Raw genomic sequence first — 24,567 nt, 5'->3', positions numbered from 1 at the left:
TCTGAAATGCTCACTTTCCTCCCTGTGCATTACAGAGCTGGGTGTATCGAACCTGGCCTCGTGCATTGTGCGGTGTGGAGGTCGGCAACTGCCGCGGGTGGTGTGCGGCGCTGGCGGAACTGGGCCGTTGGCGCCCGTGGGGCCGCGGGTGGGGATGGGCGGGCCGAGAGTTCGCGGCGACTGTCCTCCGGGGAGAGCCTGCTGGGTCTCAGAGGAGGACGACTACGCGGCCTCAGAGAAGGTCGAGAATCGCCTCGGCGGCTGCGTGCGAGTCGTTGAGCGTGGCCGCGTTCGTGCCCGGGTTCGCTGCGATCGCCAGCCCCCACTGCTTCGACGACAGCTGGATCGACAGAGCGAACCTGCGCGGGTGGACGTTGCCCTCGACATCGATCGTGCGGTACGGGCGAGACGTGAGCGCGAGTCCATTGAGGAATTTCTCTCGGCCGTCGTCCAAAGTCAGTCGGGCCGCGGTGAGCTGACCGCGCTCGAGCATCCCGTACAGCAGGACATCGGCTGCACGTGAGACGGAGTTCGTCGGGGACGCGGCATCGATGACGACGCTGCCCGTGATCGCTCCGGCGGCCTGCGCCGAGGTCACCGTGAAGATCTCCGGCCGCGGCCGCTGCGCCTCATCCGTGAGCCTCAGCGCTTCGGCGGTGGGACTCTCGACCCCTTCCGGGGGTGCAGCGATGCCGGAACTTGCGTTCTCTGCCTCAGCTTCGGGCGCCTCCTCAAACTCGCGGAGAGCGTCAGGGTTCTCTTCGATGCGCATATCGGGGCCGATGAAGGACACGATTCCCGCCTCGGCGAGGGCGATGAGTTCGGCGATCCGCTGCGGGGGAGGACCATCGCAGATACCCGAGACGAAGCCCTCGAACCAGCCGAGGATCTCCATGTCGATGCTCACACGGTCGATATGGCCTGCGACGATGAGCTCCTTGAGCAGCAGGCGGGACTGCCACAGCACGGTGAAGAGCGCCTTCTCCGGGCTGCCGGTCGGACCTGCCAGAGAGCTGCGCAGGTCGGTGCGCAGGAAGTCGAGCATCCACTCGTGCAGAGAGCCGGCCTCGCCCGGCTCGCGGCTGGTGAAGAGCTCACCTTCGAGCGGGTTGAGCAGGGTGTGCAGTGACATGCGGTCGGCGGGATCGGGTACGAGTGCCTCTTCGATCTCCGACCAGGCGAAGGCCTCGCGGGTGACGCGACCCTGCCGGGCGGCATCCTCGGCGGTCGTGGCGCTGGCTGTTCGTGCAGCGCTGGTCGTGGTCGTGGCGCTGGCCGCGGTACGAGCGGGCGCAGCCGTCCGAGCCTCGTCAGCACCGGCTTCGCCCGACTGCGGGTGGGTCTCCTGCCAGGTGCGTCGGGTCAGGTGGCGTGAGACGGCTTCGCCGATGGCCTCGCGCAGCTGTCCGGGGTCATCGGCGAACGCTTCGGGACGGACCTGGGAGAGCGTGTGATAGTACGCCAGACGCAGGTCGGCGAGGATGAGCGGCCACAGCTGATCATTGAACCGGGCACCGGCCTTGCGCTCCCCGTCGAGGTCCTCGATCCCGGCGAGCAGAGCGATATTGTCCTTCGTGAAATACCGCAGGGGCCAGTCCCGCCGAGGATGTTCACGGCAGATGGGTTTGCTGCGGTACGGGATTCCACGTCGTGATCCCAGCGCCAGCCGCGGTTCGTCACCGCTGGGCACATACCGCAGCAGTCCGCCGGGCTGTGTCTCATAGCGACCGCCGCGCTCATGAGTGAACAGAGTCTGCAGGTCGAAGTAGTTGAGCCCCATGCCACGGACGATGACCCGCTCACCGGGAGCCACCTCGGCGACAGGGGTTTCCGCGGGCAGACCCTGCGGCAGGTACAGTCCGCCGCCCAGTTCGGCGAAAGCGGCGAGGCGGGCGCGCTCCTCCGGCTGGGCGCTGGGGATGTGTCCGACGGCGAGCACGACGGCGCTGGCGACGATCGTCGTGCCGTTCTGGCAACGTACGAGCTGTTCGGGGACAGCGGCTCGTGATCCTTCAGCAGCCGATTGGGGGAGGTCCATCGCGGGCAGGTCGATGACGGATTCGGCCTTCGTCGGGTGTTCGACGATCTCGATGAAGTCCGGTGCGCCCTCGCGGATGCGCCGGTAGGCGTCGCGGAGGTAGCGGCCGTAGAGGCTGCGGCTGGGAAACGTCGAGTGCAGCGGTTCGGTGCCGCCGTTGGCGAGGTACCACTCGGCCATGGACGGACCGGGCGCCTCTTCGTCGGGGCCGAGGAAGCTGCAGCTGGAGTCGGGGAAGACGGTCTGTTCGGCGATGGTGGTGTTCATCAGCAGAGACTCGGGCTGGTCGGTGCGCCACACGATTCCCGCACCGGGCGGGTACGGGTCGATGAGGTGGATGGTCAGCGCGGTCTCGGTGGCGCCGGCGAAGCGCTTCGCCGCCAGAGCCACGAGCCTCTCAAGGACCGTGAGACCCCGCGGTCCGACACCGATGATCGCGACCGCGGGGACGGGAGTCTGTCGGTCCTGACTCACCCCTGCTCGCCGGTTCCGCCGTTGGGTCCGGGGTAGCCGGGGAAGTCGTCACCGGGCTTGTAGCCCTTCGGGTAGCACTTGCCTTCGGCGTTGGGCTCACCCGGCGTCGTCGTTTCGGTGGCGTCCGCCTCGGCGCCGGCCTCCTCCGTGGATCCATCCGCGGAATCGGCCGGTTCCTCGGTGGCGGTGTCTTCGGTGCTGTCCTCGGACGAGCCGGTGCTGTCCTCGGATTCCTGGGACTTGCTGCCGTCGTTCGTCGGCTTCGGTGTCTCCTCTCCGTCGGACGCACCCTTGACTTCGCCGAGGATCCACTTGTGGAGCACATCGTAATCGGGGTCGTAGGTCGGGGTGACGTCATTGTTGATCTGGACTGTGGTGACGTCGCCCTTCTGCATCATCATGGCGAGTTCGATGAAGGCCGGGATCTCGTTCTGTGGGATCGACGTGGCGATGTTCCGTGTCGCGGAGTTCGCGAGCTTCGGATAGGCCGTGGCGATCTCCTGCGGGTCGATCTGCTCGAGCGTGGTCTTGAGCATCCGCTGCTGACGGCACATGCGGTCGTAGTTGTCGCTGCCTTCGCGGGAGCGGACGTACCAGAGTGCGTCCTTGCCCTTGAGCGTCTGCGGGCCCGGATCGACCCAGCCGTAGACCTCGTTCTTCACACCCGACATCGACTTGCCGCCGCCCATCGGAATCGGGCGTTCGACGTCGATCTTCACTCCGCCGATGGCGTCGACGACGTCTTCGAATCCGGCCATGTCGACCGATGCCCAATAGTCGAGGTTGAGGCCCAAGGAGCCTTCGACGGCCTGCATCGTCGTCCACATGCCCGGTTCGAGCCCGTGCGCATTGCCGATCTGGTCGGGGTTCTGCTCACCCCACTGCCACACGGCGTTGATGAGGTCCTGAGACGAGTCACCGGAGGGGCGGAATCCGTCTGGCCAGGCCTTTTCGAGTTCGCTGCCTTCGGGGAAGACCGGGAACGCGAGGTTGCGGGGCACGGAGATGAGCGCGGCGTTGCCGGTCTTCGTGTCGATGGAGGCCACGAGCATCGTGTCCGGACGGGTGCCTTCACGGTCGTCGCCGTTGTCGCGGCCCATGAGGAAGACGTTGATATAGGGCTTGTCCGCCCAGAGCTCCTCGGCGCTGTGGGCTTTGCCGGTGCTGTCGCCGAAGAGGCTGGCCACCGTGTCGGACTGCACGCGGGCGAAGACCGAGCCGACGCCCAGCGGGATGCCGATGATGAGGGCGAGGGAGACGACGAGGACGCCGGCCATCTTGTTCTGCCAGGGCCGGTATCGGTGCCCGCGGCGCAGCCCGAGGTGGGATACGACCATCACGAGAATCCAGATCACGGCCACGAGCACGGCGGCGATGGCGAGGAAGTTCAGCAGCGAGGGGCTGGCGACGATCGTGGCGACCGCACGCACCGGTCCCTTGACCAGCAGGTAGACGAGCCCGACGAGCAGAGTGATGACGAAGAGACCGAAGACGATGAGCCCGGCGGGCCGGAAGCGTGTGCGCAGCAGTCCGACACCGGGCAGAAGGGTGCTCAGAGAGGTCCAGCCGATGAGGCTGGGGAACGATTCGCCGAGGCGGGAGGAATGGCGACGGGCACGTCCCGGTTCGTGACCGGTGGACTTCTCGTCGTGGGCGGAGCCGTTGTCGTCAGCTCCTCTTGCGGCAGACGATGCGCCGCCCGCGGCCGCCGTGCCGCCCGCGCCCACCGCTGCTGCGGCCGCGGCGCTGCGCGCGCCTCGTGCGGCGGATGACTTCTTGCGGCCCCGGCCGCGGGATTCGGCTGCGTGCCGTTCACGGGCGTCGCGGCGTGTGGTCGGGGCAGAGTCCGGCTCGGCGTCGTCGTCCGTGCGGTCGAAACCGCGGGAATCCCTCGCCGAGGCGGCCGATTCGTCCCGTGCGAACGTGCGCGGGGCATCGTGGGCAGGACCGCGCCGTGAGCCGGCGCCCGGATCATCCGGTGTATTCGAGCTTGCTGCCGCGGCAACTCCGGCCGCAGAGGCTCCGCTGGCTGCGGCTGCGCGCAGCATGCGGGCTTCGCGGCGAGTGCGCGGGGCGACCGGCCGTGGAGGCGGAGCATGCGGGGAGCGGGACGATGATCCTGCGTCACGGTTGCTGTCGCCGGGTCGGTTGTCCGACGCCTCGCCGGATGAGCGGGAGCTTGTGCGGAACGAATAGTCGGATCGGGCATCGGCGGACCGTTTGGAGTCCCGACCGGGATTCTGATCGGAGCTCGTGTGGGACCGGCGAGGGTTCACTGCCGACGTCGGCTGCTGTTGCGAGTCACGGCGCTCGGATCCCGAGCGGCGAGGCTCAGACGGTCGAGAATTCTGCTGCGGCGAGCTCGACTGCGGTGTCGAGTCGCTTTCGCTGGCGGCAGTGTCGCCGCGGAACCGAGGGCGAGCGGAGGCCCGGAGCCGACGACCTGTTGTCTGGGAATCGGGGTCGCTCCCATGCGGTCCGTGCTTGTCAGGGGGAAACTCTGGCAAGTTGTCTACTCCTCAAAAACTGTCTGCTCGTGCAATACGGCCCGCTCGCCGTTCTCGTCTCCGGCGCAGGGCACACCACGGCCATCGGATTTCCGACCGGTGTTTCTGCGAGGATCTGAGACCAGACCGCAAAGCACATCACGCCGATTTTACGCCTGCACATTGATGAATGCTGGAATTCCGGTGTGGGGGAGCGGTACAAAGGGGGCGTTCGGCCCGAATTCGCGCCCGTCACGGGTCGACTCGACTATGACGAAGCCCACTCTCCACGGTTGCACTTTGCCCTGGGTGGCTCCTTTCCCTTAGGCTGTATCCCGTAGTGCTGGAGGGTCTGTCGGTGTGCATTTCTCCGAAGCGGATCGCAGCATTGCGGATGGAGTCGTGGCTGAGCGGCCGAAAGCGTCACCCTGCTAAGGTGAAGTCCTCCAATAGGGGGACCGTGGGTTCAAATCCCACCGGCTCCGCGTTTGGCAGGACCCCTGCGATCTGGATCAGGTCGCAGGGGTTCTGCTTTTCTGTTCGTCTCGACTTACGTTCGATGTAGTGAAAGTTCACCTGTCCGGGGTAAGTTGGTCCGCGTCCGCCCGCGCCACCGGAGCTCACCAGCAGAGATGCCGCTCCGGCGAGTACTGAGGAGAACTCCCATCGCTATGCCCCTGATCCGCAGGACAGCTCTGTCCGTTGCCGCCGCCCTGGCTCTGACCCTGACCGCCTGCTCGTCCGGGAGTGACGCAGAGGAGCCGAACGCCGAGGGCGCCGAAACCCAAGGTGCCGCGCAGGAGTCCGGTGAGGATGCAGGTTCGAAGGGTGAATCCGGATCCGCCGAGGCGGCCGGCCTCGACCCGAATGATCTGCCCGATTCTGTCGCCTCCCAGGAGATCCCCGCCGCCGTTGACGGCGATGACAAGGCAACGATGACTGTCGAACTGTTTCCTCTGAAGCGTCAGGGTGAGACGGTCGTGGCACAGTTCGCGTTCACCGTGAACTCGGAGAAGACCGACGAGGACGACGGCGACGATCTCTACGGATACCTCGGCGATGCAAGTTGGAATCCTTTCCTCGTCGACTCGCGGAACCTGCGCAAGCACAACGTGTTGGATAAGTTCCCGCAGCGAGCGCAGACTTCCTACCAGAGTACGAAGTTCAAACCCGGCCAGACCCACTACGCCTTCGCTGTCTTCGCGGCCCCGCCGCCGGATGTAGACGAGGTCGAGGTCGCGGTCGTCGACGGTATGAACCTCGCCACCGGAGTGAAGATCTCGTGAAGCCGGCAGCCGCCGGTCCTGCAACGGTGATTCTGGCAGCTGGACTTGTCATCGCCGGCCCGCCCGCACTCGCTCTCGCAGACTCCGTGACTTCGCAGGACATCGCCAATCGAGATGACCCGACGCCGGATGACTTCACCGATCCCGACCAGTCGAAGATCGACGAGAGCATCGTCGAACTCGAACCGGAGATCTATGATCTGGATAAAGGCATCGAGGATGTCGAAACGACGAAGGCCAGCGGCGGCAACACCGTGGTCACGCTCGACACCGATATCCTCTTCGACTTCGACTCGTCCGAACTGAGTGACACGGCGAAGAACAAGATCAAAGAGCTCGTCACGGATCTGCCGACCGACTCCGAGATCACTGTCGGCGGGCATACGGACTCCAAGGGCGAAGACGACTACAACAAGAAGCTCTCCGAAGACCGCGCGAAGGCCGTCGCCGAGGTGCTCACCTCGGAGAACTCGGACCTTGACGTGACAGCAAAGGGTTTCGGCGAGTCCGAGCCCGTCGAGTCGAATGAGAAGAACGGTAAGGACGACCCCGAGGGACGGGCGAAGAACCGCCGCGTCGAAATCCGCTACGAAGACTGAGCCCGTCCCCAGCCCGACGATCCGTTCCCTGCAGGCTCCACCGTCGGTGACACCCGGGAGCGGCGGCACGAGCGCTGCTGTACCCGCAGATGAGAACTGAGAACCCGCAGACGAGAACGGAGGGACGGTCAAGGAACTGCAGGGCCGATGACTGATCGAGCGGTAGTCTGCTGATTACGGGCAATGGTCGACGCCGACACGATCGGCCGCAGAGGAGGAGCGCACAATGACGAACGAACCCGACTGCATCTCTTTCGATGATCTTGTCTCGGCGATCGAAGCCAAGCTCACCGCCGCAGGAGCCTCCTCGGCAGTTGCGAAAGTGCTGGCGACCAACTGCGCCACTTGTGAACGCGACGGCACTCTCAGCCACGGAGTCTTTCGCGTGGCCGGATACCTCGATTCGCTGACCCGCGGTTGGGCAGATGGGACAGCAGAAGCGAGCGTCGACGTAGTCGGCCCTTCCTATATCCGCATCGACGGTCACAACGGCTTCGCCCAACCCGCACTCGCCGAAGCGGGGTCGGTGGTCGACCAGGCGCTCGACGACACCGGTGTCGCCGTCATCGCTCTGCGCAATACCCATCACTTCAGTGCCCTGTGGCCCGACCTCGAGGCCTTTGCGCGCGACGGCCGGGTGGCGATGGGGATGATTGCCAGCGGTAAGCTCGCCGTCGTCCCCGAGGGAGCCACCCGTCCGGTCTTCAGTACCAATCCGTTCGGTTTCGCCACACCTGTGGCTGACGGGGACCCGATCGTCTTCGACTTCTCCACCTCGTCGATGTCCCATGGAGATCTGCAGCTGCTGCGGGCCGAGGGGCGGGAGGTTGCGGTCGGAACCGGAGTCGATTCGACCGGCGCGGACACCACGGACCCGAATGCGATCCTCGATGGCGGCGGCATCCGTCCCATTGGCGGTCACAAAGGTGCGCTGCTGTCATTTATGATCGAAACACTGGCTGCAGGACTGACCGGCGGCGCTTTCACCTATGAGATCGACGCGGAGGCTCCAGACGGTGCCCACACCTTCCGCACCGGCCAGCTCTTCATCGTCATCGACCCAGAGCGCGGCGGCAACGACGCCTACCTGGGGCGAGTCCGCGAATTCGTCGACATGCTCCGCGACGCAGGTATGGATCGTCAGCCCGGTGACCGTCGCTACGCCAATCGCGCAGCGGCGGCCGAACGCGGAATCCCAATCACCGACTTGATTCGCTCCCTGTTCGATTGAATGGCCGTCGACCGACCGAAGCCTGCTCTGTCCCGAACGGCACACGACCCCGCTGGCAGGAGTCGTCGACTCCGTCGAGTACGGGCCTCAGCCGTACATCCGCCACCACAGCAGCGCCACGTGCAGTGCCGTGCGCGACTCCGCATCGTCGAGTGAGACGCCGAGGCGGTCCTGCAGACGCGTGATCCGTGCGTAGAGCGCGGGCCGGGACAGGTGCCCGGCCCGCGCCATCGCCGACTTGTTGCCGCCATGGGAGAGATAGAGCTCGAGGAAGTCGAGCAGTCCGTCGTCTGCGGCGTCCGCAGCGGATGGCAGAACGCCGTCTCCCCGCCGGTCATCACCCGTCGATTCGCCGAGCAGCGGCCCCAGCTCTCCCTCAGCGAAGGCACGCAGCCGCGAGTCCTCGGCCAGCAGAGACAGCAGCCCGCGGATGCGCACGTCCGAGGAGCGGTAGAACGCACGCTCACGCACATCGAGCGTCGCCGCAACCTCCGCGACGTGCGAAGCCGCTTCGAGACCGGCGACAGCGCGAAGCAGAGTAGTGCTGCCGCGGCCGACCCCAACCACCCAACTCGCAACAAGCCCCTCGAGCTCGGCGAGAAGGCGGTTGAGGCGGTCGTCGGCCTCCGCAGTACCACGCGGACTCGGCTGTGACCGTCGGTTTCTTCCGCGACCAGGCCCCAGAACGAACCCGAACGCACCCGACTGCAGACTCGTCATGAGCAGACACAGATTGAGGCGCGAGGCGGCAGAGGCGATCTCCTGCGTGAGACCGCGCTCCTGCAGCTGCACCCGAGTCGGATCGGTGTCGGCCTCACGATCGATGCGGACGACAACCGGGGTGAGCTCGGCCCCTTCCGCAGGAGTGAATCCCAGAGAGCGGGCGCGCTCCCGTGCCGAACGCTCGTCGATGCCCTCTGAGTCGGTGATCTCTCGGATCAGGCCGCTTTGGGCCTGCAGCAGCAGATCCTGCTCATCGCGATCGGCCATTCGAGTCAGCGTCAGGGCTTCACCCGCGCGTTCGATGACCTGCTCGAGATCGGCGACGGACTCGGCGGCGCCGGGCACGACGAGCCGGCCCCACCGGCGAGAGCGCAGCCCCACCGGCGTCTGCCGCCACTGCGACGGCGCGTGACCGCCGGGTGTCGTACTCGCCCCGCTGACGAGGTCGACCCACTTCTGCGCGAGAGCCTGCGAACCGCGGCCGGAATGTGCGAGAACCCGATGGGACACATCCTCGAGGACCACCGCCGTGCCCAACAGCTCGGCCGTACGATCGACGATCGTCTGTGCCTCGGCCCGATCGAGGCTCAGCTGCGTGTACGTCTCGTGGATCTCCCGGGCATGTTCGAGCCGCGAGATCTGCTGCGCGAGAAGGCTGCGGTGCGCGAGCTCGGTGATCCTGACGAACTTCACCCGTCGCGGCAGGACGATGACAGGCAGTTCCCTCGCCGAGGCGGCCGCGGCCGCGATCTCGCGCGCTTCCTCATCGTGTGTCGAGTTCTCATCGACGAGTTCGATGATCGTCCCAGCGGCACCTGCCCGCTCGAGCTGGTCGAGGAACTCTGACATCGCCTCGGGGCGGTGTCGAAACGCCGTGGCCGTGGTGAGCACGAGCTCCCCACCTTCGAGGAAGCGCTCGACATGCTCGGAATCGGCGATGTGGACCCAGCGGATCGCCCGGTCGAGGCCTGCTTCGCCGGCAAGCACCGCGGGCTCTGCAGCCTTGATCTCCTCGAACTCGAGCAGACCGGCGATGCTCAGCGATGCCCCGCTCGACTCCCGTGCAGTGTCCATTGACACAGTGTAAAGCCGAGGGCGAAGATTCTGACACCCTGACACTTCTGAGATCGGCAGAGCGGACCGAGGATGGACTCAACCGACGCACCGACGACGCAGAAGGACACCACATGGCAACGCTGACCCATTGGATCAACGGACAGACCGTCACCGCGGACACCGACACCCGCCTCGGCGACATCACGAACCCCGCCACCGCAGTCGTCAGCGGCCAGGTGGCACTGGGCTCGAAGGCGACCGTGGAATCGGCGATCGCCGCGGCCTCGGCCGCCTTCCCTGCCTGGCGCGACACATCCCTGGCCAAGCGGACCGCTGTCCTCTTCAACTTCCGGGAGCTGCTCAATGCACGCAAGCATGAGCTGGCCGAGATCATCACCGCCGAACACGGCAAGGTCGTCTCCGACGCCCTCGGCGAGGTCGCCCGCGGTCAGGAGGTCGTCGAATTCGCCTGCGGCATCGCCGGCCACCTGCGCGGCGGTCACACGGAGAACGCCTCGACGAACATCGACGTCCACTCCCTGCGCCAGCCGATCGGCGTCTCCGCGATCATCTCGCCCTTCAACTTCCCGGCCATGGTCCCGATGTGGTTCTTCCCCGTCGCCATCGCGACCGGCAACACCGTCGTGCTCAAGCCCTCCGAGAAGGACCCGACGGCCGCGAACTGGCTCGCCGAGCTGTGGAAGGAAGCGGGCCTGCCCGACGGCGTGTTCAACGTCGTCCACGGCGACAAGGAAGCCGTCGACACGATCCTTGAGAGCCCCGACGTCGCCTCGGTGTCCTTCGTCGGATCGACCCCGATCGCAAAATACGTCTACGAGAACGGCACGGCCGCCGGCAAACGCGTCCAGGCACTCGGCGGAGCGAAGAACCACATGCTCGTCCTGCCCGACGCGGACCTCGACCTCGCCGCCGACGCCGCCGTCAACGCCGGCTACGGGGCAGCCGGTGAGCGCTGCATGGCGATCTCCGTGGTCGTCGCCGTCGACTCCATCGCCGAGGAGCTCGTGGCGAAGATCGCCGAACGCACCACGACCCTGCGCGTGGGCGACGGGGCAACCGAGCCGGACATGGGACCGCTCGTCACCGCCGCCCACCGCGATAAGGTCGCCGGCTACATCGATGCCGGCGCCGAGGCGGGAGCAACGGTCGTCCTCGACGGTCGGGAGAACGTCCCGGCCGACGGGTTCTTCCTCAACCCGACACTGTTCGACGACGTGACCACCGACATGTCGATCTATCGCGATGAGATCTTCGGCCCCGTGCTCTGCGTCGTCCGCGTCCCCGGCTACGACGAGGGCCTCGACCTCATCAACGCCAACCCGTACGGCAACGGCACCGCGATCTTCACCAACGACGGGGGAGCGGCTCGCCGCTACGAGAATGAAGTCGAGGTCGGCATGGTCGGCATCAACGTCCCGATCCCCGTGCCCGTGGGCTACTACTCCTTCGGCGGGTGGAAGAACTCGCTGTTCGGTGACACCCACGCCTACGGTGACGAAGGCGTCCACTTCTTCACCCGTGGGAAGGTCGTCACCTCCCGCTGGCTCGATCCCAGCCACGGCGGACTCAACCTCGGGTTCCCGACCAACGACTGAACAGACCCCTCGGACGTCCGCCCCGATCACGGGGCGGACGCTCACGCAATGACGAACCACCTCGGCGAAGGAGCAGCCATGACCACTACCGCGGATTCCCCGCTCACCGAATCGCACCTCGACGCTGATCGCACCAGCGCCTACAGGATCGGCCCCGACCGTATCGAGGCCGGGCGACGTGCCCACGAACTCGACCAGGCGCACGTCTTCCACTCCTGGCAGGCACAGGGACTGTTCGACCCGATGACGGTCATCGACGCCGAAGGCTCCTATGTCTGGGACGGTGAGGGGCGAAAGCTGCTCGACATGTCATCGCAGCTGGTCAACACGAATATCGGCCACCAGCACCCGGCCGTCGTCGCGGCCATCCAGGAGCAGGCCGGCCGGCTGTGCACGATCGCGCCGCAGCACGTCAACGACGCCCGCTCCGAGGCGGCCCGACTCATCACCGAACGCACCCCGGGCGACCTCGACCACGTGTTCTTCACGAACGGGGGAGCCGACGCCAACGAGCACGCGATCCGGATGGCCCGGCTGCACACGGGGCGGACGAAGGTGCTTTCGGCCTACCGCAGCTACCACGGCGGCACGCAGCTGGCCGTCAACGTCACCGGTGATCCGCGCCGGTTCGCCAACGACTACTCCGCTGAGGGCATCGTCCACTTCATGCCCGCCTACCCTTATCGGTCGTACTTCAACTCGACGTCCGAGACCGAGGAGACACAGCGGGCGCTGGCCCACCTCGAAGACCTGATCACTCTCGAAGGGCCCGGCAATATCGCCGCACTCGTCCTCGAGACCGTGCCGGGCACCGCAGGGATCTACGCCCCGCCGGCCGGCTACCTCGCCGGCGTGCGCGAGCTGACGGCGAAGTACGGGATCGTCTTCATCGCCGATGAGGTGATGGCCGGCTTCGGTCGCACCGGTCGCTGGTTCGCCCTCGACCACTGGGATGTCACCCCGGATCTCATCACCTTCGCCAAGGGCGTGAACTCCGGATACGTCCCGCTCGGCGGGGTCGCCATCTCGGAGGCGATCTTCGAGACCTTCCGCGATCGGGCCTACCCGGGCGGACTGACCTATTCGGGACATCCGCTCGCCTGTGCGGCAGCGGTCGCGACGATCACCGCCATGGAGGATGAGGGGATGATCGCCAACGCCGACCGCCTCGGCGAGGACATCATCGGCCCGGCTCTGCGGGAGATGGCGCATCGTCACCCTTCGGTCGGTGATGTCCGGGGTCTCGGCTGCTTCTGGGCCATCGAGCTCGTGAAGGACCGGACGACGAAGGAGCCGCTGGCGGCGTACGGCGGCAGCTCGCCGGAGATGAACGAGGTCATCGCAGCGCTCAAGGCCGAAGGCGTGCTGCCGTTCGCAAACTTCAATCGAATCCACGTCGTCCCGCCGCTGAACACCCCGGATGAGGACGTCAGGTTCGGACTCGCCGCCCTCGACCGGGCTCTCGACGTCGCGGATCGGCACGTCACGGAGCAGATTCGTCACGCGTGAAGGAGGAGTCGCCTCGGTGATGTCCCGCCGCGGTTTCCGCGGGTGGGTCGGCCACGATTTCCGCGGATGACTGCGTGAGGCGGGGAGCCGCCTCGGCGAGGGACTGCTGGTTTCAGGCCACGTTCGGATGTGAGTGCTATTGCACTCTCAGCCGGTCGGGGCCCGTTTGCGCACGTCAGAAGTGAACAAAAGGTGAACGAGGTGGAGTAGGGTCGAATTGCGGGTGAAGAGCGGTTGAATCTGTGGGTAGACTTCTGCGGGATAGTGATTGCTGGCCGTCAGCTGCATCATCCACGGTCCGAATAGTGTCTACACCCAAGGTCGATTAGTGGAAATCATCTTCGTCGTCGTGCTAGTCATCGCACTGGCACTGTTCTTCGACTTCACCAATGGCTTTCACGATACGGCCAACGCCATGGCCACACCGATCGCAACCGGGGCCATCAAACCGAAGACAGCGGTAACGCTTGCCGCGATTCTCAACCTCGTCGGTGCCTTCCTCTCCACCGAGGTGGCCAAGACCATCTCGGGCGGCATCATCAAGGAAGGCGGCGGGGGAGTGCAGATCACTCCCGACTTCATCCTCGCCGGCCTCATCGGCGCCATCATCTGGAACATGGCGACATGGCGCTTCGGCCTCCCTTCCTCCTCGTCCCACGCACTCTTCGGCGGCCTCATCGGTGCGGCCATCGTCGGTGCCGGACTCAACTCCGTCGACTACGGAGTGTTCCTGTCCAAGGTCGTCATCCCGGCTCTGGCCGCCCCGCTCATCGCCGGGTTCAGCGCCTATCTGTGCACGAAGATCGCCTACGCGATCACTCGCCGCAACGAGGAGGGCAAGACCGCTCGCCGTGCACCGTTCAAGTACGGGCAGATCTTCTCGTCCTCGCTGGTGGCGCTCGCCCACGGAACGAATGATGCGCAGAAGACGATGGGCGTCATCACCCTCGTGCTCGTCTCCGCAAACCTGCAGGAGCACGGCACCGGCCCGCATATCTGGGTGATCACCGCCTGTGCTCTGGCGATTGCGCTGGGCACCTATGTCGGCGGTTGGCGCATCATCGACACCCTCGGCACGAAGCTGACGACGGTCAAGCCCGCTCAGGGGCTGTCGGCCGAGACCTCGACGGCCGCGGCTATCCTCGCCTCCTCCCACCTCGGCTTCGCTCTGTCGACGACTCAGGTCGCCTCCGGTTCCGTGCTCGGTTCGGGACTGGGTCGCAAGGGCGCCGATGTCCAGTGGTCGACGGCCGGACGGATCGCTTCCGGTTGGCTGCTGACGATTCCGGCCGCCGCGATCGTCGGCGGGATCGCCGCCGGCATCGCCCACTTGGGAACGGTCGGCGTCGTCGTCGATACGGTCATCGCAGTCGTCGTGGTGCTGTGGATCTACCTCAGCTCCCGACGGGTCGAGGAGACTGACATCTCGAACTTCGACACCGTCGGCGAGGCCGTCAACATCCGCGGCCGCAAGCGCAAGCTGCGCAAGGACCGCAACCGCAAACGTGCTCAGGAGAAGCGGGCAGCCCGCTACGAGGCCTGGGCGGAGAAGCAGGCGGCGAAAGAGAAGCGCCGTGCCCACCGCGATGCGAAGAAGAACGGGGCGGTTGCCGTCGACATCCCCTCGGGTGCCGGTTCGTCGGCAGAGACTTCAGCAAACGGATCTGATGCTGGCCATGGCTCGAGCAATGGGGCAGATGCGGGCCGGGCAGACGCTGGCCGAGCAGATGCGAGCGATAAGGGAGACGCGAAATGATCGAGTGGAGTTCGTTCGCCATCGTTGCGGCCGCGACCTGGGTCTCGGCCATCATCGTCATCACGCTGTTCTCCGTCGGAGTGAGGATGCGCGCGACACATCTCGATCGGGTCGACGAGGGCCGCAGCAGCGCAGGGCTGCCGGTCGCCTACTGGACGGTCTTCGGAATCTGCGGAGCAGTCGTGCTGCTCGGCGTCTACCTCATCGTCCCGGCCCTCCACGGCGCCTGACACTTCGGGCGCCGACCGCCTGGCGCTTCCGACGCCGCTTGACGCCTCGGGCGACGACCGCCTGACGCCTCCGTGCTGCGGGCCATGTGTCGTGTCTGAAGTATTCGCCTGAGCTCTCTGGCTGATCCCCGCGTGACGGCTCGGGCGGCGATCGCTTGCCGTCGGCAGCTGCTTTTGGGCGACCATCACTCACCGGTAGCGTCACGTACAACCTCTAGCGCACCATCCCTCGCCCTTAGTGGCTGTGCCTACAGCTGCAACGGTGCAACGTGCCGCCGCGACGGTGTTTTGCTCCCACCGGTGCTTAGCGACTGCAACGGTGAGGGATGCTCCAGGCCATGTGCATGGAGCATCCCTGCGTCACGAGAGGAAGCGCCACTGCCAGATGGCTGTGCCGCCGACGGTGCGGGATACCCGAGCGTTGGAAACGGGGGGCGGCTCAGTGAAAGCAGCTGCGGGTGGCTTTCCTAAGACTCTTGCGCCTCAGCTTAGACTCGTGGTGTGAGAACTCCGGCGCGCAACACTCGATACTTCGCCGATCTGCAGAAGGAGGTCGCCAAAGCCGACCGCCGCCGTATCGACCAATGGCATGCGGCGATGCGGCGCGATGGATGCGTCGTGCTGAAGACGAACCTGTTCAAGATATTCGCTCTCGCGCTCGTCTGTTGGCTGTTCGTCGGAGCGATCATCCTCACCTTCGCCGTCACCCCCGCCTCGACGTGGAACCCGATGTCCCCTGGCTTCGGCGGGTGGCTGGTGTTCTTCTTCCTTGTGGTCTTCGCCATCGGTTTGGCGTTGTTCGGCGTCGGAGCGCTGTTGTGGACTTTTGTCTTTCCCTTTGTGCGACCACAGTTCGTCGTGTCGAGATGGGGCGTGGAGTCCTCATGGTGGAAGCCTGGCGGGCGGGTCAGGCAGTTCCCAACGCCGTGGTCAGGCGTCGTCGACATCGGGGGAGAGTTCGAGTGGAGGAAGTACCCGCTTCCGGACGCCCTGTTCGTGACGATCACCGCCCGCGGGGCGACCGTTCATCAGAACGCACTGATCGGCAAGCCAAGGAAGCCTGAGGAAGTCACCTATCGCGTGTTGAGGGAGCTCAAAGCGAAACCGCGTGATGTCTTGGTATTTCTTCGTGAGGTTCATGTGGCGCAGACGGCGCATCGCTGAGTCTGCGCGGCTTCGGCCCTACATCCCGGAGGCACTGACGGATCAGCGGCGGGCCCAAACGGTCGAACGCGCACCCGCAACGAAATACGACAATCCCCCAACCACCTCGGCGGCGGTTGGGGGATTGTCGATGAACGGACGGCTCAGACAGTCAGCGATGAAGCCAGGCAGCTCAGGCTAGCCACACAGCCGAGCAACTCAGCCGAACGGCTCAGGCGAGGCCGAGGCGCTCGCGGAGGTTGTCGACCTCGGCGCGGAGTTCGGCCGGAACCGAATCGCCGAGCTCGGCGTACCATTCCTCGATGAGGCCGAGTTCGGTCTCCCACTCTTCGGGCTTGATGGCGAGAGCCTTGCGGAGCTGCTCGTCGGTGAAGTCGAGGCCCTCGGTGTCCAGGCCGCCTTCGACCGGGGTGAGGCCGAGCGGGGATTCCTGAGCATCGGCGGTGCCGGTGACGCGCTCGAAGACCCACTTGAGAACACGTGAGTTCTCGGAGAATCCGGGCCACAGGAACGAGTTGTCGTCGTCGCGGCGGAACCAGTTGACGTAGAAGATCTTCGGCAGCTGAGCGCCCTCGGTGTTGCCGATGTTGATCCAGTGCTGCAGGTAGTCACCGACGTTGTAGCCGATGAACGGACGCATCGCCATGGGATCACGGCGGACGACGCCGACGGCACCCGTGGCAGCCGCGGTGGTCTCCGAGGAGAGCACCGAACCCATGAACACACCATGGGTCCAGTCCTGGGTCTCGGTCACGAGCGGCATCGTGGTCTTGCGGCGACCGCCGAAGAGGATGGCCGAGATCGGCACACCGTTCGGGTTGGTCCACTCGGGAGCCAGGGTCGGCACGTTCGCGATCGGGGTGCAGAAACGCGAGTTCGGGTGAGCCGCGGGGGTGTCGGACTCGGGAGTCCAGTCGTTGCCCCTCCAGTCGGTGAGGTGGGCAGGTGTCTCATCGGTCTTGCCTTCCCACCACACGTCACCGTCGTCGGTCAGCGCGACGTTGGTGAAGATGTTGCCGCCTGCCTCGATGGCGCGCATCGCGGTCGGGTTCGTGGTGTAACCGGTGCCCGGGGCGACTCCGAAGAGTCCGAATTCGGGGTTGACGGCGTAGAGCTGGCCGTCTTCGCCGAAGCGCATCCATGCGATGTCGTCACCGAGGGTCTCGGCTTTCCAGCCGGGGATGGTCGGTTCGATCATGGCGAGGTTCGTCTTGCCGCAGGCCGAGGGGAATGCGGCGGCGACGTACTTGACGACTCCTTCGGGGTTCGTCAGCTTGAGGATGAGCATGTGCTCGGCCAGCCAGCCTTCGTCCCGGGCGATTGCGGAGGCGATGCGCAGTGCGTAGCACTTCTTGCCCAGCAGCGCGTTGCCGCCGTAGCCGGAGCCGAAGGACCAGATGGCGCGATCCTCGGGGAAGTGGGTGATGTACTTGGTGGTGTTGCAGGGCCAGGCGACGTCTTCCTGTCCCTCTTCCAGCGGAGCGCCGACGGAGTGGACGCACTCGACGAACTTCGCGTCCTGTGCGTCGATCGCATCGAGGGCGTACTTGCCCGAGCGAGCCATGACGAGCATGGAGAGGACGACGTAGGCCGAATCGGTGACCTCGATGCCGAACATCGGCTGGTCCGCCTCGGCGTGGCCCATGACGAAGGGGATGACGTACATGGTGCGTCCGCGCATCGAACCCTCGAACAGACCGTTGAGCGTTTCCTTCATCTCCGCGGGAGCGACCCAGTTGTTGAGTGGACCGGCATCCTTCTCGTCTTCGGAGCAGATGTAGGTCCGGCCCTCGACGCGGGCGACGTCCTCGGGGTCGGAGGCCGCGTAGTAGGAGTCCTTGGTCCCGTTGACGCGCTGGATGGTGCCGGCTTCGACGAGCTTCTCAGCGATCTCGTTCTTCTGTGCGTCGGAACCATCGATCCAGACGATGTCGTCCGGGGTGGTCAGGGCTGCGATCCGGCTGACGAACGAGAGCACTGACTTGTTCTCGGTCGGTGCGTTCTTCAGCTGGTCAGCGACGACATCATGGTCGAGGACAGTCATGAGTGGTCTCCTGGTGGGTCGTGTGTGTGTGGGGTCTCGTCTCAGGCGGCTGGCGTCCGTCGAGCGGTTGGTACATATCCACCGTAGGATGGGGGCATGCGCTGAAATCCCTGGTTTCGGTCACTCGAAGATGTGCATTGGATCACAGCCAGAGGGTGATTGACGCAAACACAGCAAGTGAATGCCGTGTTGTTTCAAGTGATTGACGGTTTGTTTCACCAATGAGCGACGGCTGAAATCTGCGATTTCATCCCCGTTCGCCGAGGCGGCTCTGACCGTGAGTGCGAATGTGGCGAAGCGCACGTGGGTGCGATTTGAGCTTCGGCGAATCTGGTGTGTATAGTTGTTCGAGTTGCAGGGCGAGAGTCCGAGCGACATGCGCCACTAGCTCAACGGATAGAGCATCTGACTACGGATCAGAAGGTTGGGGGTTCGAATCCCTCGTGGCGCACAGAACGAGAGTCCCTCACCTGGCAGGATTGCTGGTGAGGGACTTTTTCGTGTGCCCCGGAGTCAGGATTATCCGGGCGTTGATCCGAAGGTTGGATTCTGTTGGGTGCTGAGATGAGAAGGGCCCGTCGCCACCGTGAGGAGCTCGGTGAGGTCATCGACGTCTTCGCCGACCGCCCGGGGCCGAAGACCGTGACGGCATTCGTCCTCGGGTGGGTGCTCTTCACAGCTCTGACATTCATCAACCCGGGGGAGACGCCAATGCTGGCGGTTGCTCCGGGCATCATCTTCGCGGTGATGTTCGGTCTGATCCTTCTCTATCTCTCGGGTGAGCGACTCATCGTCTGTGAGCGCGGGATACTTGTCGGATCCACTGCTCCTGGCATTCGTCCCTACGCCATTCCCTATCAGCAGATCACGCCCGGCAGCATTGCCGGGGTCGCTGGTGCGAACAGATATCTCAAAGAGGTCGGACTGCAGGGGCAAATAGCGCAGTCGACGCTGCGAGCGTCCTGGTGGACGAAGAGCGGTGTCCACTTCGTCGCCTGCTCGGCCGAGGATGCCAGACGTGGACGCAGGCGCTTCACTCTTGCGCTCGACCCGATTCCGCGGTCGATCGACGGCCGTTGGATCTGGTTCGCCGGGACCGGGCGGCAGCCCGCGAAGTCGGCGATCGATGCCATCGCCAGGACCGCCTCGGCGGCGGGATATCCGCAGCTGGCCGAGGCGGCCGTTGCACGAGGCGTCGTCGAGCTCACTGGCAACCCCGAGGATGCGGCCAACCAGCTGCCCGGCCATCCGCCGGTCCGCAGTGGCGGGGTGCGGTAGCTGGCACACTGACTGAGCGTCAGCGAACACCGGCCTACTCGGCTGCCAGAGCGGGCGGGAGGCCGCCTCGGCGAGGTGATCAGCCCCACATGCCGAGCAGTGACATCCACCCGCCGCCGATGAGGCTCCAGATGAGAATGTTGACGACGGAGGCGAGGAAGCCGACCTTGAACCACTCGGCTGTCGTGACGTAGCCGGAGCCGTAGATCACGCCCGCAGGTCCCGAGGCGTAGTGCGAGAGCCCGCCGATGAGGTTGCCGATGAAGCCCAATGCCAGTGCCGCGAACAGCGGGGGAGCGCCGGTGGCGATCGCGGCGCCGAGGAACACGGAGTACATCGCGACGATCTGGGCGGTGTTCGACGCGAAGAGGTAGTGGACGTAGAAGTAGACGAGGCTGAGGACGGCGAAGGCGAGGATCCACGGCATCCCGCCGACCAGCCCCGCGACCTCGTCGCCGATCCACCCGATCACGCCGAGGGTGTTGAGATGGGTGGCCATGCCCACCAGGACCGAGAAGAAGATCAGCGTCGACCAGGCGCCGCTGTTTGCCGCCATGTCCTTCCAGGTCAGTACCCTGCTGATGAGCAGGATCGCGACGCCGACGAAGGCTGCCGCGGTCGCGTCGACTCCGATTGTGCTGCCGAGCACCCACAGGATGAGCAGGAGGACGAAGGTCGTCAGCATGGTCCACTCACCGCGGCTCATGGGTCCGATCGCCTTCAGCTCCTGCCGTGCGTGGGCGGGAGCATCGGGGGTCTGTGACAGGCCCGGCCGGTAGATCTTCGACATGACCCACGGCATGACGATGAGCGCGACGAGTCCGGGCACGATCGCGGCCAGCGCCCAGGTGCCCCAGGAGATCTTGACGCCGGCGTCGGCCGCGAAGCCCACGGCCAGCGGGTTGCCGGCCATGGCGGTGACGAACATCGCCGAGGTGATGGTGTTGACCTGGACCGAGGTCAGCGAGAGATATGCGCCGAGCTTCTTCCGCGATTCGTCGCTGGCCGGGTGCGAATCGTTGACGGTCGCCAGTGATTTGACGATGGGGTAGACGACTCCGCCCGCTCGGGCCGTGTTCGACGGCGTTGCGGGGGAGAGGACCAAGTCGGTCAGGGCCATACCGTAGGAGAGGCCGAGGGAGGACTTGCCGAGCAGGGAGACGAACAGCAGCGCGATGCGGCGTCCCAGGCCCGTGAGCAGGAAGCCGTCAGCGATGAAGAAGGCCGCCACGATGAGCCAGATCGTTGAGTTTCCGAATCCCTGCAGCGCCTCGGTCTTGGTGTCCATGGTTCCGGTGATCATGGCCGCGGCCAGCCCGATGAGCGCGACCGATGCCGTCGGCAGAGGCTGCAGGATGAGGCCGAGGATGGTTCCGGCGAAGATTCCGGCCATGTGCATTCCGCGTGGGTCGACGCCCTCGGGAGTCGGGAGGAAGTAGATGATCAGCGTGAGGGCCAGAATCGCTGCGATCTTCCACACCATCGTCACGCGAGTGCGGTTCGGCGTGGCCGTCTCCAGCGTCTTCGTGCTGGACTTGCTGGGCATTGGAGTTCCTCGATTCTCGTTCGGCATGCGCCAGCGCCGTCGGAATTCGCGTTCTGCCGGAGGCGTTCGCGGTCGGCATCAGCGACGGCGTCGGCGTTCGGCGGGACCACGGAGGACAGCTCTCCTGCGGCGGGCGCTCTGCCCGTGGTCGGCCTGTCCATCCTTCGCGGTCCGATCTAAGAGTAGACCCGAGAACGGCCGTTGAGAGCGTCCTCGGTCGAGGGAAATATCACCTGGCGTTCGGTGCCCGTCGGTGGTAGCTGTGAGACACGTCATCGCGTGGAACCCAGCCGATGGCCTTGCGGATGAAGAACTTCTTCTCCTCGAGCATCGCATCGGCGAATCGGGAGAACCTGTCGAAGTCGCCGCGGCCGTGTCGCAGTGGGACCAGGTGCGCCAACAGGGCCGAGGCGAATCCAGAAATCCTCATCGCTCGCTCAGCGCTCCAGGACGGGGCCGAAAGCGGCATCCCGTTCGCTCAACGGCCCGATGAGATCCCCGGCCAGAGGGTCGATGAGCGCCCAGGTCTTCGCCTCGCGGAGCCGGCCCTCGATGAAATCCGCATCTCCGCCGCCGAGGCGGTCCTTCGACTGTATGAGCACCATCGTGGCCGCGGCGCGCCGTTCATGGACGGGAGTGGGGCGCCCTGCTGGCCCGGCGACTGTTGAGTTGCCGTTGCCGGCCGAGTCGTCCGAGGAAGTCGGCGCGGCCCAGAGGGTTCGGGTGAGATCGATGACCTCATCGTGGCTGAGCTTCGCCGTGCGCAGTGCCGCCCGAACGACGGCACGAGTGTCGGGCACGCTCACCCCGTAATGGAGGAGTTCGCTCTTGAGGTAGGCCCTTTCCTTCTGGGCGCGTTCGCTGCCGCCACGGGCGCGCAGATCTCGGTCGACCGCCTCGGCGATGGTGTGGGTCCGGTTCCGGGAATCGGAAGTCATGGAATGAATCTTTCCACGGCCCCGCCGCCTGCGGGTACAGGTACCGCAGTTTGCGGTGAATGCGAAACGGCCGGCAGGCGGACTCCGTCGATCACGATGATCGGGGAGTGCGCCTGCCGGCCGTTCTCTGTTCTCAACCGGAGGCCGCGAGTCTCATGCTGCGCAGTGTCTCCGGAAGTTCTGGGGACCTTCGGTTTGGGCTGACCTCAGTCCGTGCCGGCGTCGAATGCGGCGGAGAGCCCGGCAAGGTCGCCGGCTTCGTCCACCTCGGCGTTGGAGTTCGCGATCTCCTCGGCGCCTCCGGCTTCAAGGGAGCCCACGAGCTCCGAAGTCGGACCGGAGACGATGCCCATGGCCGCGTACTGCTCGAGGCGGGCACGCGAGTCGGCGATGTCGAGGTTGCGCATGGTCATCTGGCCGATGCGGTCCTCGGGGCCGAAGGCGGAGTCGCCCACGCGCTCCATCGACAGCTTCTCCGGGTGGTAGGACAGGTTCGGGCCTTCGGTGTTGACGATCGTGTAGTCGTCGCCGCGGCGCAGTCGTAGGGTGACCTCGCCGGTGATCGCCGAGGCGACCCACCGCTGCATGGACTCGCGCAGCATGAGCGACTGCGGGTCGAGCCAGCGTCCCTCATACATCCGGCGGCCGAGGCGGCGGCCCTCTTCGTGGTAGAGGGCGATGGTGTCCTCGTTGTGGATGGCGTTGAGCAGGCGCTCATAGGTCACGTGCAGCAGCGCCATGCCGGGAGCCTCGTAGATGCCGCGGGACTTCGCCTCGATGATGCGGTTCTCGATCTGGTCGGAGACGCCGAGTCCGTGGCGGCCGCCGATCTCGTTGGCCTTGAAGACCAGGGCAACGGGATCGTCGAAGACTTCTCCGTTGATGGCGACTGGGCGGCCGGCCTCGAAGCGGACCGAGACCTCTTCGGACTTGACCTCGACGTCGTCACGCCAAGCGGCGACGCCCATGATCGGTTCGACGATGTCGAGTCCGGCGTCGAGGAATTCGAGGGTCTTCGCCTCATGGGTGGCGCCCCAGATGTTCGCATCCGTGGAGTAGGCCTTCTCGGCCGAGTCGCGGTAGGGGTAGCCGTGTTCGACGAGCCATTCGCTCATCTCCCGACGGCCGCCGAGCTCCTCGACGAAGTCCGAGTCCAGCCAGGGCTTGTAGATGCGCAGCTTCGGGTTGGCCATGAGACCGTAGCGGTAGAACCGCTCGATGTCGTTGCCCTTGTAGGTCGAGCCGTCGCCCCAGATATCGACGCCGTCTTCCTTCATGGCGCGGACCAGCATGGTTCCGGTGACGGCGCGGCCCAGCGGTGTCGTATTGAAGTAGGTCTTGCCGCCGGAGCGGACGTTGAACGCACCGCACTGGAGGGCGACGAAGCCTTCTTCGACGAGCAGGCGCTTGGCATCGACGAAGCGAGCGATCTCGGCACCGTATTCCTTGGCGCGATCGGTCACCGACTCGAGGTCGGGCTCGTCGTACTGGCCGATGTCGGCCGTGTACGTGCAGGGGACGGCACCCTTGTGGCGCATCCACGCGACCGCGCAGGAGGTGTCCAGTCCGCCGGAGAAGGCGATTCCAACGTGCTCACCGACTGGGAGCGAAGACAGTACTTTCGACATGACACCAGCGTAACGTGAGTCTCTGACGATTGTCGAATTGTTATACATAGGAATGTATTTTTATGTGAATGAGGTGTGTGAGGCGCTCGAATCTCGCCGAGGCAGCCACGCCGATTGCTATCGTGAGACGGTGACGAATCCTCCCGCACCTCAGTTCACCGTCCGCCCAGAGGCTTCCGGTGATATCGACGCGATCCACGCGCTGACCGCGGCAGCTTTCGGCCAGGTTGACGAGGCAGAACTCGTCGACGCCCTCCGCGCATCAGGCAGTGGGATCGAAGGTCTGTCGTTCGTCGGCGTCCTCGACGGTGAGGTCATCGCCCACGCCATGCTTTCCCGATGCTTCGTCGGTGAGGCCCCAGGCGTCTGCCTGGCGCCCTGTTCCGTGTGACCCGAGCACCAACGGACCGGCGCAGGCACCGCGGTGATCGAAGCGCTCCTCGCCGAGGCGGCCCGCCGTGGTGAGGCATTCGCCGTCGTCGTCGGTCACGCTGAGTACTATCCGCGCTTCGGGTTCACCCCTGCTCCAGGCTTCGGCATCACCCTGCACGTCGACGTCCCCGATGAGGCGCTCATGGCTATGCCGCTGGCCGGCGAAGTGCCTGCGGGCGCCCTGGCCTTCGCCCCCGAATTCGGGGTCTGACCCGCGGCCGGTCAGGGGAGAGCGTGGCCACCCCGTTGCCTGACCGCCGCACGCGGTGACCCGGGGGCGGCGCTCTCCCGGTTTGCTGTCATCTCGCCTCCTCCCGCTGCATCTGCCCACGCGGCTGGCATCAGGCGAAACAGTAGGTCGCAATCGGACATTTGCGCCTGAATGTAGGTCGACATCGGATACTTTCCGGCGGGCGGGCTCAGGGTTCTAGTGCAACACCGTGGTGCGTTTATCCTACGTTTTCCATCACGATGCCGGCGAGCACCTCAGCAGGAGTCGCGTACTCCAGAACCTTACGAGGCCGCCGGTTGAG

The 24,567-nt window shown here is 65.5% G+C and carries 19 protein-coding genes and 2 tRNA genes; 13 read left to right on the top strand and 8 right to left on the bottom strand.

What is annotated here, in order from left to right; translation table 11 throughout:
* Positions 1 to 232: 232 nt before the first annotated feature.
* Both HK353_RS08780 and HK353_RS08775 read right to left on the bottom strand, forming a co-directional pair.
* Positions 233 to 2,512 carry an FAD/NAD(P)-binding protein gene (locus HK353_RS08780; protein ID WP_342589864.1) on the bottom strand — a complete coding sequence of 760 codons (2,280 nt, stop codon included), beginning with the start codon at positions 2,510 to 2,512 and terminating at the stop codon, positions 233 to 235.
* Entirely contained in the window at positions 2,509 to 4,788 is a 2,280-nt protein-coding gene (locus HK353_RS08775) for an LCP family protein (protein ID WP_342589863.1), read from the bottom strand. The genes HK353_RS08780 and HK353_RS08775 overlap by 4 nt, the downstream gene beginning before the upstream one ends.
* Before the next feature lie 606 nt (positions 4,789 to 5,394).
* Here HK353_RS08775 and HK353_RS08770 point away from each other — a divergent pair.
* From HK353_RS08770 to HK353_RS08755, 4 genes are all read left to right on the top strand, one after another.
* A tRNA-Ser gene (locus tag HK353_RS08770) sits at positions 5,395 to 5,483 on the top strand.
* Between the two features lie 186 nt (positions 5,484 to 5,669).
* Positions 5,670 to 6,284: a hypothetical protein gene (locus HK353_RS08765; RefSeq protein WP_173155284.1), complete on the top strand. Its 615-nt coding sequence runs from the start codon at positions 5,670 to 5,672 to the stop codon at positions 6,282 to 6,284.
* Positions 6,281 to 6,883: an OmpA family protein gene (locus HK353_RS17055; protein WP_173155282.1), complete on the top strand. Its 603-nt coding sequence runs from the start codon at positions 6,281 to 6,283 to the stop codon at positions 6,881 to 6,883. Before HK353_RS08765 ends, HK353_RS17055 begins: the two co-directional genes overlap by 4 nt.
* A gap of 226 nt (positions 6,884 to 7,109) precedes the next feature.
* On the top strand, positions 7,110 to 8,114 hold the full coding sequence (locus HK353_RS08755; protein ID WP_173155280.1) for an Ldh family oxidoreductase: 1,005 nt from the start codon (positions 7,110 to 7,112) through the stop codon (positions 8,112 to 8,114).
* Positions 8,115 to 8,201: 87 nt separating this feature from the next.
* On the opposite strand, the gene HK353_RS08750 is transcribed toward HK353_RS08755, so the two are convergent.
* Positions 8,202 to 9,911: a PucR family transcriptional regulator gene (locus HK353_RS08750; RefSeq protein ID WP_173155278.1), complete on the bottom strand. Its 1,710-nt coding sequence runs from the start codon at positions 9,909 to 9,911 to the stop codon at positions 8,202 to 8,204.
* Positions 9,912 to 10,024: 113 nt separating this feature from the next.
* Here HK353_RS08750 and HK353_RS08745 point away from each other — a divergent pair, with 113 nt between their 5' ends.
* The 5 genes from HK353_RS08745 (at position 10,025) to HK353_RS08725 (ending at position 16,168) form a co-directional block, all read left to right on the top strand.
* Entirely contained in the window at positions 10,025 to 11,509 is a 1,485-nt protein-coding gene (locus HK353_RS08745) for a CoA-acylating methylmalonate-semialdehyde dehydrogenase (protein ID WP_173155276.1), read from the top strand.
* A 78-nt stretch (positions 11,510 to 11,587) separates the two neighbouring features.
* Positions 11,588 to 13,018, top strand: coding sequence for an aspartate aminotransferase family protein (locus HK353_RS08740; protein WP_173155274.1), 1,431 nt, complete (start codon positions 11,588 to 11,590; stop codon positions 13,016 to 13,018).
* A 328-nt stretch (positions 13,019 to 13,346) separates the two neighbouring features.
* Entirely contained in the window at positions 13,347 to 14,774 is a 1,428-nt protein-coding gene (locus tag HK353_RS08735; RefSeq protein ID WP_173155272.1) for an inorganic phosphate transporter, read from the top strand.
* Entirely contained in the window at positions 14,771 to 15,004 is a 234-nt protein-coding gene (locus tag HK353_RS08730; protein WP_173155270.1) for a hypothetical protein, read from the top strand. Before HK353_RS08735 ends, HK353_RS08730 begins: the two co-directional genes overlap by 4 nt.
* A gap of 618 nt (positions 15,005 to 15,622) precedes the next feature.
* Positions 15,623 to 16,168: a hypothetical protein gene (locus tag HK353_RS08725; protein ID WP_173155268.1), complete on the top strand. Its 546-nt coding sequence runs from the start codon at positions 15,623 to 15,625 to the stop codon at positions 16,166 to 16,168.
* A 211-nt stretch (positions 16,169 to 16,379) separates the two neighbouring features.
* Here the strand turns inward: HK353_RS08725 and HK353_RS08720 are convergent, their stop codons facing one another.
* On the bottom strand, positions 16,380 to 18,212 hold the full coding sequence (locus tag HK353_RS08720; protein WP_173155266.1) for a phosphoenolpyruvate carboxykinase (GTP): 1,833 nt from the start codon (positions 18,210 to 18,212) through the stop codon (positions 16,380 to 16,382).
* Positions 18,213 to 18,590: 378 nt separating this feature from the next.
* On the opposite strand from HK353_RS08720, the gene HK353_RS08715 reads away from it, so the two are divergent.
* A tRNA-Arg gene (locus HK353_RS08715) sits at positions 18,591 to 18,663 on the top strand.
* Positions 18,664 to 18,776: 113 nt separating this feature from the next.
* Complete coding sequence (locus HK353_RS08710; protein ID WP_173155264.1) at positions 18,777 to 19,490, top strand: hypothetical protein; 714 nt, start codon at positions 18,777 to 18,779, stop codon at positions 19,488 to 19,490.
* A 79-nt stretch (positions 19,491 to 19,569) separates the two neighbouring features.
* Here the strand turns inward: HK353_RS08710 and HK353_RS08705 are convergent, their stop codons facing one another.
* The 4 genes from HK353_RS08705 to argG form a co-directional block, all read right to left on the bottom strand.
* On the bottom strand, positions 19,570 to 21,036 hold the full coding sequence (locus tag HK353_RS08705; RefSeq protein ID WP_173155263.1) for an anion permease: 1,467 nt from the start codon (positions 21,034 to 21,036) through the stop codon (positions 19,570 to 19,572).
* 229 nt (positions 21,037 to 21,265) lie between these two features.
* Positions 21,266 to 21,466 carry a DNA alkylation repair protein gene (locus HK353_RS17295; protein ID WP_281063465.1) on the bottom strand — a complete coding sequence of 67 codons (201 nt, stop codon included), beginning with the start codon at positions 21,464 to 21,466 and terminating at the stop codon, positions 21,266 to 21,268.
* A 7-nt stretch (positions 21,467 to 21,473) separates the two neighbouring features.
* A complete protein-coding gene (locus tag HK353_RS08700) occupies positions 21,474 to 21,974 on the bottom strand; it encodes a DNA alkylation repair protein (RefSeq protein WP_281063464.1) in 501 nt (166 codons plus the stop codon).
* Between the two features lie 206 nt (positions 21,975 to 22,180).
* Positions 22,181 to 23,602 carry an argininosuccinate synthase gene (argG, locus tag HK353_RS08695; protein WP_173155261.1) on the bottom strand — a complete coding sequence of 474 codons (1,422 nt, stop codon included), beginning with the start codon at positions 23,600 to 23,602 and terminating at the stop codon, positions 22,181 to 22,183.
* Positions 23,603 to 23,732: 130 nt separating this feature from the next.
* Here argG and HK353_RS17050 point away from each other — a divergent pair, with 130 nt between their 5' ends.
* Together HK353_RS17050 and HK353_RS17045 are read left to right on the top strand one after the other, a co-directional pair.
* Positions 23,733 to 23,993, top strand: coding sequence for a GNAT family N-acetyltransferase (locus HK353_RS17050; protein ID WP_245395896.1), 261 nt, complete (start codon positions 23,733 to 23,735; stop codon positions 23,991 to 23,993).
* Between the two features lie 33 nt (positions 23,994 to 24,026).
* On the top strand, positions 24,027 to 24,245 hold the full coding sequence (locus tag HK353_RS17045; protein ID WP_245395895.1) for a hypothetical protein: 219 nt from the start codon (positions 24,027 to 24,029) through the stop codon (positions 24,243 to 24,245).
* Positions 24,246 to 24,567 lie beyond the last annotated feature (322 nt).

This window comes from Brevibacterium permense (assembly GCF_013280495.1).
Lineage (GTDB): Bacteria > Actinomycetota > Actinomycetes > Actinomycetales > Brevibacteriaceae > Brevibacterium > Brevibacterium permense.
Note: the sequence above shows the minus strand (reverse complement) of the source record. Positions and strands in the feature narration are given on the sequence as shown.

Excerpts from the sequence above, each read along its gene's own strand:
- HK353_RS08765 (WP_173155284.1), top strand. The coding sequence starts at position 5,670 with ATGCCCCTGATCCGCAGGACAGCTCTGTCCGTTGCCGCCGCCCTGGCT.
- HK353_RS08755 (WP_173155280.1), top strand. The coding sequence starts at position 7,110 with ATGACGAACGAACCCGACTGCATCTCTTTCGATGATCTTGTCTCGGCG.
- HK353_RS08750 (WP_173155278.1), bottom strand. The coding sequence starts at position 9,911 with ATGGACACTGCACGGGAGTCGAGCGGGGCATCGCTGAGCATCGCCGGT.
- HK353_RS08745 (WP_173155276.1), top strand. The coding sequence starts at position 10,025 with ATGGCAACGCTGACCCATTGGATCAACGGACAGACCGTCACCGCGGAC.
- HK353_RS08740 (WP_173155274.1), top strand. The coding sequence starts at position 11,588 with ATGACCACTACCGCGGATTCCCCGCTCACCGAATCGCACCTCGACGCT.
- HK353_RS08730 (WP_173155270.1), top strand. The coding sequence starts at position 14,771 with ATGATCGAGTGGAGTTCGTTCGCCATCGTTGCGGCCGCGACCTGGGTC.
- HK353_RS08720 (WP_173155266.1), bottom strand. The coding sequence starts at position 18,212 with ATGACTGTCCTCGACCATGATGTCGTCGCTGACCAGCTGAAGAACGCA.
- HK353_RS08710 (WP_173155264.1), top strand. The coding sequence starts at position 18,777 with ATGAGAAGGGCCCGTCGCCACCGTGAGGAGCTCGGTGAGGTCATCGAC.
- HK353_RS08705 (WP_173155263.1), bottom strand. The coding sequence starts at position 21,036 with ATGCCCAGCAAGTCCAGCACGAAGACGCTGGAGACGGCCACGCCGAAC.
- HK353_RS17295 (WP_281063465.1), bottom strand. The coding sequence starts at position 21,466 with ATGAGGATTTCTGGATTCGCCTCGGCCCTGTTGGCGCACCTGGTCCCA.
- HK353_RS08700 (WP_281063464.1), bottom strand. The coding sequence starts at position 21,974 with ATGACTTCCGATTCCCGGAACCGGACCCACACCATCGCCGAGGCGGTC.
- argG (WP_173155261.1), bottom strand. The coding sequence starts at position 23,602 with ATGTCGAAAGTACTGTCTTCGCTCCCAGTCGGTGAGCACGTTGGAATC.